Origin of the sequence: Bradyrhizobium sp. (genome assembly GCF_049581145.1) — a bacterium.
Classification (GTDB): Bacteria; Pseudomonadota; Alphaproteobacteria; order Rhizobiales; family Xanthobacteraceae; genus Bradyrhizobium.
This window is the reverse complement of record NZ_JBAURI010000535.1, coordinates 1-6,762: the sequence shown is the minus strand read 5'-3', so window position 1 is coordinate 6,762 and position 6,762 is coordinate 1. Positions and strand designations below refer to the sequence as shown.

Here is a 6,762-nt window from a genome sequence, read left to right as displayed (position 1 = left end):
GGCAACGCTGTCATCGTCAGTGCAAACAGGATCGCGCTCACAATCTTCTTCATGGTGCCAACCTCAGTTGTTCGGCTCGCCCCTTAAGCGGCGAACATCTCTTGGTCGACCGCGTTCCAGGATGAAGCGAATTTCATATCCATTGTCGGGAGCGATCTGCTGCTCAAGTTGGATTGGTTGGCCGGCGTGACGGCCAGTGGTCGTGCCGAGCCCGCCGCGCTCAGGACCCCGCTTCCGGGTGCTGCTTCTCATGGCCGGCGACGATCAGTTCAGATTGTTCGATCTGGGCCTTGAGACGATCGACTTCGGATTGGGTCTCGGGAAAGACATCGGTGCCGGCCATGTTGCCGGCCTGCAATTCCTCCAGCACGGCGCGGTTTTTCGCAATCTGCTCCCTGTGCCATTCGATCTCGCTGTCGTCGGACATGGCGGCTCCTGCGCGGTTGTCGTAGCCTGACGTTTCGAACCGTCGGCGCGTTTGATTGTTCCCGGCGCGTCCCGCCGCGGATGGTGCTCGGAGAGGGCGAGATTGATCGCCGCCGCCGCAGCCGCCCAGGGTCAGTGTGGCGCTGCAGATCCAAGACCGTATTTGTACGGTCGTCCAATTCCTCAATCCGCGCGCAATCGGCTGCAACGATCAGTGGGATGGGTAGCGATTACGATCATAAAAGCGAGGCGCGCGCGGCGATGCGAAAGGCGGCGTTCGCCACTGAAATGGACCGGCTGCAATGGCTGCGAGTTGCGCTGGCCTGGCAGGATCTGGGGCGCGGTGCGGAACCGGTCGCAACGGAGCCCCAGCCACGCGCGCGCTCCGCTGAATAAAATATCATTCGGCCCAGCTCCCTGCGGTCATCCAAGCGGCTTTGCCGTTCGTTTCATTCGGGCGGCGGCTCCCTTCTCCTCAGCCCAGCCGCCGTCTGCGGCCCCGGCACCCCCCGTGCGCCGGGGCCGTTCAGACGAAGGCCGTCACGGCGGCCTTGGCCGTCTCCGCTGATCGCAACCGCGTGTAGAGGAGGTTGTTCGGTCGGGGACCGGACCGACTGCGGCCGCGCGGTCGCTCTAAGCTTCAGCCCACTAGCGTGCAGAACTGTGGATGGAGGTCGTCATGCAGCGCAGAAGAAGAACCAGGCCGACCACCTCGTTCGAACAACGGCTGTCCGACGCGGCGAAAGCCCTGCGAGAGCGGGCCAAGCGGTTGCCGCCGGGTCCGGAACGCGAGAATCTCTTGCGCCAGGCCCGGCAGGCGGAGACCGCCGCGCATATCAATCAGTGGCTATCGTCACCGGGGCTGGCTTCGCCGAAGTGAATGACGGCGCGAGAGCTCTAGAGGGCCGGCTCGCAAAGCAGCGTCGCCTGTTCGAGCCGCCGCCGTTGCGGCTTCGTCAACGCGTGGCGCTCGAAGGCTGTCGGTCCGAAAACCGTCGTCGCCGTCCGGTTTCGGCCTTGCAAGGATCAGCCTCGGCGGAGCAGGCTTTGGCCGAATATTGTCGCGACGTCTTCAGGGGGCGGGGAGAGCTATGGACTGCACGCTGCCGGTCGACCGGAACAGGCCCGGGACGATCCCTAGATTCCCAAAATCCAGACGACGACAATGGTGCCGATCACCGCCAGTCCGCTGATGGTCCAGCCGGTGGCGTATAGCCCGCTTTCGTTTTGGGGTTGTTCGACCATGCTGTCATGCCAACGGATCATGAGAGCCTCCTGTCAGCTTCTCCTGAAGGTTAAGTCTGCGCCCCCCGGCCCAGGTTCAAATATAAGTTGCGTTCGTGGCGCTCGCTACCTCTCGCACGAGCTTCTTGCGTTGTGCGGCGCGAAGCGTTTTCCACCGGGGATGGGGGTTGCCTCGCTCCGGCTCGGCGGGTGAAAAAGGCTGGACCGCCGCGCTCGCATCTATCCACCGTTGACAATCGAAAGGCGCGTTTCATGAAGGATTTTGCCGGGAAGATCGCTGTCATTACCGGAGGCGGCACGGGCATGGGCCGCGAACTGGCCCGGCAGCTGGTGGCCAGTGGCTGCAATGTCGCGCTCTGCGATGTTTCGGCGGAGGCGATGGCGGAGACCAGGAGCCTCTGCGAAGCCGAGAAGCTGCCGCAGGGCCTGCGCGTCACCACCCATATCGCCGACGTTTCGATCGAGGATCAGTTGCAGCGGTTTCGCGACGAGCTCGCCGACCAGCAGTCGACCGACAAGATCCATTTGCTGTTCAACAACGCCGGCATCGGCGGCGGCGGCAGCCTGTTCACCAACAGCCGCGAGCAGTGGGAGCGCACCTTCAACATCTGCTGGGGCGGGGTCTATCTCGGCGTCCGCACCTTCCTGCCGCTATTGATGAAGGCCGACGAAGGCCACATCATCAACACCTCGAGCGTCAACGGCTTCTGGGCTTCGATCGGCATGGGCGTGTCGCACACCGCCTATAGCGCCGCGAAATTCGCGGTGAAGGGCTTCACCGAAGCCCTGATCAATGATCTCAGGCTCAACGCGCCGCACATCAAGTGCTCCGTGGTGATGCCCGGGCATATCGGTACCTCCATCGTCTCGAACACCCGCAAGGTGCTGATCGGCAGCGAACGGCTCAATCCCGAAGAGATCCTGCAGGCCCGCCAGCGCCTGACGGGGCTCGGCGTCGATGTCGCGGCCATGTCGGACGAGGATATCCAGGCCCTTGCGCTCGATCGCGCGCGCAGCTTCCGCGACGACGCGCCAACCACCGCGGCCGAGGCGGCCAAGATCATCCTCGACGGCGTCAAGGCCGGGCACTGGCGCATCCTGGTCGGCCAGGACGCCGAGAAGCTCGACGCCTTGGTCCGCCAGGCGCCGGAACGCGCGTACACCGAGGGGTTCTATCAGGACCTTGCCAAGGAGGTCGGCTGGCGGCTCGGGTGAGTGACGTCGTTACCGGCGCGATCGACCATCGTGAACCACGTTCGTTTCCCCGTCGTGTCAAAAGAGTCTGCCGACTGAAGCGCAGGGACGGCGATCATGCTCAAACAAAAAAGCCGGTGCGCGATGACCTCATCTTGAAGTCATCGCCCATCTAGCGGGAGCCGACCCGATAGGCGAGCCGGCTGTGGCCCGCGCAGTAGGGCAGCCCCTCCAGCGGGGTGTTGCCGCAGAAGCAGAAATCCGCCGCCCCCGGCGTGCTGATCGGCCAGCGGCATTTTTCCTTGCTGAGCTCGAACAGCGAGCAGGAATGTCCGTTGTGGATCTGCGGCTCGTCGGCCGCGGGCTCGGGCTCCACGAACGGCAGCGCGCGCAGGATCTGATGCCGCAGCCGCGTGGTGGCGCGCGGCCGCTGCCCGTTATTCGGCGGCTCCTTTCGCGCCGGGCCTCTGACGCCGCCTTTGTCGCGCGTCAGGTTGAGCCGGGAGATCTTGCCGATCACGGCATTGCGGCTGACGCCGATATGCGCTGCGATTTCACGACAGGACAGCCCTGCTTCAAATCCGCTCTTCAGGAGTTCTAATCGTTCGGTGGTCCATGTCGGCTGAATCGTCATGTTTTGGGTCCCAAGTTTGATCCCTTCCGGATCCTCTTGGCCTCGCGCTCGATCCTACCGCCTGCACCTGAACCTCCTTACGCCTTGCCGTTGTCGCGGATCGACAGCAGCCCGTCCTTGATGGCGAGCCGGATGCCTTCCTCGATCAGCGTCCTGGCGACGCCTGGAACACTGGTTCCGTGGGTGCCCTGTCTCACAAGTTTTTCGAGATAGGCGATGGTCGAAAGCGCCAAGGTTACGGGAATTCGGTCAGTCTCGGCTTTTTCCGTGGCCATGCCAAAACGCTAACTTTTAATGCCTGTACTGAAAAGTAACTTTTAGGACTCTATTAAGATTCCATTGGGTTGTACAGGAAATCTGGCATTCTTGGTTAAGATATTGATTTTACTTATAAATGATGCGAATCGCGAGCGCGCAAGGCGACGCCGGCCGGAAGGCCGGGGTGCAGCGGCTCGCCTTCGACCGCAAATGACGCGGTTTCAGGCGCTGTCCCGATTCGGGGCGCGGCTTCGCGCAACGCGCGCATAGTTCACGTGGAGGTAGCGTACCCCCGCGCGGGATTCGGCGCGGCGGCGCCGATGCAATCAGGCCAATTGTCGTCCGCAGATTGCGATGATCCTGACCTGCAATCTTTGGATCGGTTCAGAAGATCGCGGGGACGTACATGTCGGGTGGGATCTGCTCGCGGTGATAGGCGGGATCGTGGGCGCGGCCCGGCAAAACCACCGCCTGGTGGCTGATTTCGCCATAGGGAAGCTGGCTCAACAGGTGCGAAATGCAGTTGAGCCGCGCGCGCTTCTTGTCGATGGCCTCGACGACCCACCATGGCGCCTCCTTGATATGGGTCCGATGCAGCATCTCCTCCTTGGCCTTGGTGTACTGCTCCCACCGGCTGCGCGACTGCACATCCATCGGACTGAGCTTCCATTGCTTGAGCGGATCGTGGATGCGCATCAGGAAGCGGAATTGCTGTTCGTCGTCGGTGATCGAAAACCAGTATTTGATCAGGACGATGCCGGAGCGAACCAGCATGCGCTCGAATTCGGGTACCGAGTGAAAAAACTCCTCGACCTGGTCTTCGGTGCAAAATCCCATCACGCGTTCGACCCCGGCGCGGTTGTACCAGGACCGATCGAACAGCACGATCTCGCCGCCGGCCGGCAGATGCGAAACATAGCGCTGGAAGTACCATTGGGTGCGCTCGCGCTCGCTGGGTGCGGGTAGCGCCGCGACGCGGCAGACGCGCGGATTGAGGCGCTGGGTGATCCGCTTGATGACGCCGCCCTTGCCGGCGGAGTCGCGGCCCTCGAAGATGACAACGACCTTGAGGTTGTTGTGCTGGACCCAGTCCTGCAGCTTGACCAGTTCGCCCTGCAGGCGAAATAGCGCGCGGAAATAAAGCGTGCGGTCGATCGTCGGGTGACGCTCATGGGCGTATTTGATCGCCCGGAAGCGATCGAGCTGACCGTCCTCGAGCTCGAGCTCGAGTTCTTCGTCGAGACTATCCTGAAAGTCGGCGCCGATGAGCTCGCGCAAGGCCTGGTCGCTGGTCGCATCGGACGGGGGCATGTCGCATCCTCTGTTGGTCGCAAGCCGGGTCCCAAAATTCATCCGACGTTTGACGCTGGTGTGACAGACCATAACAGCCGGCCGCCGGCCGCGGCAGATGTCCGGGGCAAGCCCGGTCTTGCACATAAGAGCCCCCGAGGCGCGTCGCGACGCCGATTGCGGTGGCCCGCAGTCATCACGCCGTGAAACTACGGGAGGATTTTCGGCGTTTTCGTACCCGGTTACTCCCGGGCCAGGAAAAAGACTCCGCCTTTACACGGCGGCAACCAACGTTTTTAGCCTGCCAATCAGGAGCGCAAAGCTATCTTGGCAGCCCGACACGATCCGGGTTGAGGATGATATTCGTTCGCGCATTTGTGAGGGCTGTGGCACGGCGCTTCTCCGAGGCGTCGGCGATCATGCTGTTTGTCCTTGCGGTGTGCGGCCTGATTGCCGGCCTCGAAGCCTCCAGGATATTCACGCAACGCGCGGAGGCCCTGCAAGACGGCAAGACCGATCTGGCGAACCTGGCGATGTCGCTGACGCAGCACGCCGACCAGACCTTTCGCGGCGTGGACGCGGTGCTGGCCGGACTCGTCGCGCAACTGGAGACCACCGACCGGCAGGATGGCGACGGCGTCAAGCGGGTGACGCGCTGGTTCCACGAAGAGATCCAGCGGCTGCCGCAGCTCTTGGCCTATTCGGTCACCGATCAGCACGGGATCATCTTCATCAGCTCATGGGTCGACAAGCCGAATGTCGATATTTCAGACCGGGATTTCTTTCGGGTCCACGTCGACAACGACGATCGAGCCATCTTCATCGGTCGCCCCGTGTTCGGACGGATCCTGAACCGCTGGGTGATTCCGATTTCCCGGCGCTACAACAAGCCCGATGGAAGCTTTGGCGGGATCGTCTCCGCCCATGTCGAACTCTCATACTTTCAGAAATTCTACGATCAGATCCAGATCGGGACGACCGGAAGCGTCCTGCTCATCTCGGGCGAAGACAAATTGCTGGTGCGGCGGCCTTTCGTCGAAGCCAATATCGGCAGGGACATGTCGCAGAGCAAGATCGTCAAGGCGCTCAAACACGCGTCTGCCGATACCATCGAGCTCAAGGCCATGATCGACGGGATCGTGCGGATCAACTCCTACCGCCGCAGCGAGGTCTACCCGCTGGTGGTCGCGGTCGCCGAATCCACCGATGAGATCCTGGGGCCGTGGCGCCGCCGCGCCCTTCATGAGATTGCAGAGACCTCGATCATCCTGGTCACCATCATCCTGGCGGGACTCCTGATCCGGCAGATGACGCGACGGCTTGCGGCCAATGCGGTCAAGCTTGCGCAGGCCAACCAGCGCTTCGATGCCGCGATCAACAACATGGCGCAGGGCCTCTGCCTGTACGACGGGGACCGGAGAATTGTGATTTCCAATCGCAGATACGCGGAAATCTACCATCTGGAGCCTGATCAGGTGACGCCCGGAACGAGCTTGCGGCAGGTTTTCCAGCATCGTCGCCTGCGGGGCACGAATTTCGCGCTGCCGGAAGATGAGAACATCGGCGATCAGCCGAGCCGGCGCGTTCAGGAATTGGCGAACGGGCGTATCGTTTCCATCGTCCGGCAACCGATGTCCGGGGGTGGTTGGCTTTCGACCCACGAAGATATCACCGAGCGACGGCAAAACGAGCAGCAGATCGCCTATCTCGCCGAG

8 protein-coding genes are annotated in these 6,762 nt (G+C 62.3%); 3 read left to right on the top strand and 5 right to left on the bottom strand.

What is annotated here, in order from left to right; all coding sequences use genetic code 11:
- Positions 1–220: 220 nt before the first annotated feature.
- Complete coding sequence (locus tag WCB02_RS17435) at positions 221–427, bottom strand: hypothetical protein (protein ID WP_423959877.1); 207 nt, start codon at positions 425–427, stop codon at positions 221–223.
- A 678-nt stretch (positions 428–1,105) separates the two neighbouring features.
- Between WCB02_RS17435 and WCB02_RS17430 the strand changes: the two genes are divergently transcribed.
- Entirely contained in the window at positions 1,106–1,306 is a 201-nt protein-coding gene (locus WCB02_RS17430; protein WP_423959875.1) for a hypothetical protein, read from the top strand.
- 257 nt (positions 1,307–1,563) lie between these two features.
- Here WCB02_RS17430 and WCB02_RS17425 read toward each other — a convergent pair whose 3' ends face one another.
- Entirely contained in the window at positions 1,564–1,692 is a 129-nt protein-coding gene (locus WCB02_RS17425; RefSeq protein WP_423959874.1) for a hypothetical protein, read from the bottom strand.
- A 231-nt stretch (positions 1,693–1,923) separates the two neighbouring features.
- On the opposite strand from WCB02_RS17425, the gene WCB02_RS17420 reads away from it, so the two are divergent.
- The gene (locus WCB02_RS17420) at positions 1,924–2,886 is read left to right on the top strand and encodes an SDR family NAD(P)-dependent oxidoreductase (RefSeq protein ID WP_423959872.1); all 963 of its coding nucleotides are present in this window, start codon (positions 1,924–1,926) and stop codon (positions 2,884–2,886) included.
- 151 nt (positions 2,887–3,037) lie between these two features.
- Here the strand turns inward: WCB02_RS17420 and WCB02_RS17415 are convergent, their stop codons facing one another.
- The 3 genes from WCB02_RS17415 to ppk2 all read right to left on the bottom strand — a co-directional run bounded on the left by WCB02_RS17415 (position 3,038) and on the right by ppk2 (position 5,068).
- Entirely contained in the window at positions 3,038–3,499 is a 462-nt protein-coding gene (locus tag WCB02_RS17415) for a GcrA family cell cycle regulator (RefSeq protein WP_423959870.1), read from the bottom strand.
- A 77-nt stretch (positions 3,500–3,576) separates the two neighbouring features.
- The gene (locus WCB02_RS17410) at positions 3,577–3,774 is read right to left on the bottom strand and encodes a hypothetical protein (RefSeq protein WP_423959868.1); all 198 of its coding nucleotides are present in this window, start codon (positions 3,772–3,774) and stop codon (positions 3,577–3,579) included.
- A gap of 367 nt (positions 3,775–4,141) precedes the next feature.
- Positions 4,142–5,068, bottom strand: coding sequence for a polyphosphate kinase 2 (gene ppk2, locus WCB02_RS17405; protein WP_423959866.1), 927 nt, complete (start codon positions 5,066–5,068; stop codon positions 4,142–4,144).
- A gap of 398 nt (positions 5,069–5,466) precedes the next feature.
- On the opposite strand from ppk2, the gene WCB02_RS17400 reads away from it, so the two are divergent.
- The coding region (locus WCB02_RS17400; protein WP_423959865.1) for a PAS-domain containing protein at positions 5,467–6,762 on the top strand (1,296 nt) is incomplete at its 3' end.